The following is a 3166-nucleotide window of genomic DNA, read 5'->3' as shown; positions in this document are numbered from 1 at the left end:
CCACGCCCACCGCTCGCCCCCGACGCAGCCTTGCCGCCCGACGGCGCCGCCACCCCGCGGCGCTCACCGCCCTGCCGCGGGAGCGGACCCGACCGCCGGGACGACCCTGGCCCGCGAAGATCCAGGACTCGAGCGATATGCCTTCGAGGCTCGGCCTCCGTGGCAGCTATGCTTCGGGGGCGGGCCGTTAGCTCAATTGGCAGAGCAGTGGACTTTTAATCCATTGGTTGTGGGTTCGAGTCCCACACGGCCTACCGACAGCAGTGCGGCACCAGCTCGCCCACCTGCCTCTCAGCGCCCCGATCGGCTTCGGCCGGTCGGGGCGTCCGCCGTTCCCGTCGCGGCAGCGGAGGGCTCCGCAGGTCCACGGGCGGGCTGTCCGGTCAACGATCCACCGCTGCCGGACGGGCCCGTGCGGCAGCGGCACGGCGCCGGGCAACACGCCGGGCGGCAGAGCGTGCGGCACGCCGCCGCAGAGTGCGTCGCATGAGGGCCGCCCCGCCGTCCGCCCCGCGGCGGGGCGCACCGTTCCCGACCTGGGGTGGAGGCGCGGCGGCGGGAGTGACCGGAACGGTTCTCGGGTACCCGACCGGCGGCGCCGGATCGGCGCGTGTGATCGCGTCGCTCCCGGCGGCGCCCCGGCAGGTGAGGAGGCGGCTGATCATGAACGGTGTCGACCCGGCGGAGCTTTCCGACGAGCAGCTGGTCAAGGAGCTGGAGACGCTCCATCGCACCCGGCACGAGACGTTGCTGCACGGTTCGCAGGACGCGCTGTCCGCGCACAGCGAGCGGAGCGCGCAGCTGGAGACGGAGTACCTGCGGCGCAACCCGCAGCGCCAGGTCGACCCGGAGCGCACCCGTGAAGGGGCACGCGCCCGGGAGCAGTGACGACGCCCCGTCAGCTCCCGGGAGTCGAACGCGCACGCATCTGTGCTGGTAGGAGCGTCGCAGCGGGCCGGGTGTGACGAGGGGCACGGGTCGGTGCGGCTGCTCGTTGGTAACATCACGATCACGACCTCGAGTTGGGCAGTCAGCTCGCGGCGGGGCTCTTTGGCGCGCCGTTCTCCGTACCGCTGACCAGCGGTGGAGACCGGTGCGTCTGTCGAGCCCTCGTCAGCAGCGAGTTGCGCCGCCGTACAGCCCGTCCCCGGAGCGGGCTGCCCGGTAATGGCGCCCCGACTTCCGAGGGAATGCCGTGAAGAACGAAATCGTCGGCCGGTTCACCTACCAGCTGGCCAGCGACACCTGGACCTGGTCGGACACCATGTTCCGGCTCTACGGGTTGACACCCGGCCAGGTCGCGCCGACGACTTCGCTGATCACCCGGCACCTCAGCCCCGAGGACCGGGACCACATCCTCGGCCTGTTCACCGCGTCCCTGCACGAGGACGGCCAGCCGCTGGCCCGGCTGCACCGGATCGCGGCCTCGGACCGTGACCGCACCGTCGTCACCCTCGTCGAGCGGGCCTCCGCCCCGGGGGCCTCCCCGGAGCTGCGGGGGTACACCGCGGACATCACCGTGCCGCTGCACGAGGCGGCCTCGGAGCGCGCCCGGCAGGACATCGAGGCGGCGGTCGAGTCGCACAGCATCATCGACCAGGCGGTGGGCGCGCTCATGCTGGTCCACGGCCTGGACGACCACACCGCCATCAGCCTGCTGCGGTGGTTCTCGCAGCACTCCAACACCAAGCTGCGCACCCTGGCCGAGCGCATCGTGCACAGCACCCGCCACGGCATCCCGCTGCCGCGCGAGACCACGCACGCGTTGGACGCGGCGATCAGTGACGCGGCGATCGACGAGAGCCCTCTCTCCCAGGTGCTGCCCACGCCGCCCGGGGTGCGCAGCCACGCGCTGCACGTCGAGGTGCAGCAGTTCGCCTCCGAGGTCGTGCTGTGCGTCCGGGGGTCGGTGGACCTGACGGCCACCCCCGAGTTCGTGGGCGCGCTCTCGGAGCTGGCCCTCACCGGCGGCTCGGGGCGTCCCGGCCTGGTGGTCGACCTGCGGGACGTCACGCATGTCAGCTCCGCGGCCCTGGCGGAACTGCGGCGCTTCAAGGAGCGCGCCGCGCAGCAGGACCGCACGGTGCGCATCCTGCCGGCCGCCGAGCTTCCCGCTGAGACCTTCGGGGGCCTGCTCGGCTGAGGAACCGGATCAGCAGCCGTCTGATGTGCCGGCTTTGTCGATTTCTCGCCTTTTTGGGGGTGGTCGCTGTTTCGCCGACGCGTTCGACGGGAACGTAGGGGGCGGACCCCGGGGAGCTGACGCCTGGTGCTGCTCCGGGGATTTCGAGAGGCGTCGGTTGGTCGGTATCCGCGCCGTTACCGGATGCGGAACCGAGACGGCCGGAGGAGGTGCCATTGACATCCCGGACTGGGTTCGGATCCGGTGGGCTGGGGGAGCAGGCGCTGGCCCAGCTGCACTCGCTGCTGCTCGGCACCGAACGGCTTGAGGAGTTCCTCGAGGACCTGGTGAAGCTGACGGCCACGGAGCTGGGCGTCGACTGCGGCATCACCATCCGGCCCGACGGCCGCCCCACGACGGCCGCCGCGAGTGACGCGCGGGTGGGCCGCTTCGACGAGGCCCAGTACGAGCGCGATCGCGGTCCCTGCCTGGAGGCGCTCAACACCGGGCGGCCCAATCTGGTGCCGGACATGCGGGACGAACGCCGGTGGGGCGAGTACGGCCCTGCCAGTCTGGAGGCGGGGGTGGGGAGCGTCTACGCGCTGCCGCTGACGCCCTTCGGCCACGACCGCCCCCTCGGTGTGATGAACCTGTACTCCACCGAACCGTGCACCTTCGACGCCGCGACGCGCAGCGAGGCACGGAGCTTCGCGACGTACGCGGCAGGCGCTCTCGGTGTCGCGGTGAAGATCGCCGGGCACGTCGAGTTCGGTCAGGACCTCCAGGCCGCACTGCGGTCGAGGGCGGTCATCGACCAGGCGCTCGGTGTGATCATGGCGCAGCAGCGCTGCGGACCGGAGCAGGCCTTCGAGATGCTGCGGCGCATCTCGCAGAACCGGAACATCAAACTGCACCAGGTCGCCGCGGCGATCGTGCAGCGGGTCAGCGGTGAACCGCCGCAGCCGGGCGCGATCGAGCCGCGCGGCCGGGGGCCGTCCCCACGGCGCCAGTGATGCCGGGAGCGGCGCCACGGCCCCACTGCCC

Annotated in this window: 3 protein-coding genes and 1 tRNA gene; all 4 read left to right on the top strand. The window is 72.1% G+C overall.

Annotated features, from left to right (window positions below; genetic code table 11):
• The first annotated feature begins 181 nt into the window (after positions 1-181).
• The 4 genes from ACYVE9_RS20505 (at position 182) to ACYVE9_RS20490 (ending at position 3135) form a co-directional block, all read left to right on the top strand.
• A tRNA-Lys gene (locus tag ACYVE9_RS20505) sits at positions 182-254 on the top strand.
• A 409-nt stretch (positions 255-663) separates the two neighbouring features.
• The gene (locus tag ACYVE9_RS20500; RefSeq protein ID WP_461029350.1) at positions 664-888 is read left to right on the top strand and encodes a DUF6158 family protein; all 225 of its coding nucleotides are present in this window, start codon (positions 664-666) and stop codon (positions 886-888) included.
• A gap of 307 nt (positions 889-1195) precedes the next feature.
• On the top strand, positions 1196-2143 hold the full coding sequence (locus ACYVE9_RS20495) for an ANTAR domain-containing protein (protein WP_461029349.1): 948 nt from the start codon (positions 1196-1198) through the stop codon (positions 2141-2143).
• Between the two features lie 215 nt (positions 2144-2358).
• Positions 2359-3135 (top strand): GAF and ANTAR domain-containing protein, encoded by a 777-nt coding sequence (locus ACYVE9_RS20490; protein ID WP_461029348.1) that lies wholly within the window; start codon positions 2359-2361, stop codon positions 3133-3135.
• Positions 3136-3166: the final 31 nt, after the last annotated feature.

The organism is Streptomyces sparsus, from assembly GCF_054776295.1.
The sequence above is the reverse complement of the archived record's forward strand: the minus strand, read 5'-3'. Positions and strand labels throughout refer to the sequence as shown.

Coding starts and splice junctions, on each gene's coding strand:
- ACYVE9_RS20500 (WP_461029350.1), top strand. CDS start 664: ATGAACGGTGTCGACCCGGCGGAGCTTTCCGACGAGCAGCTGGTCAAG.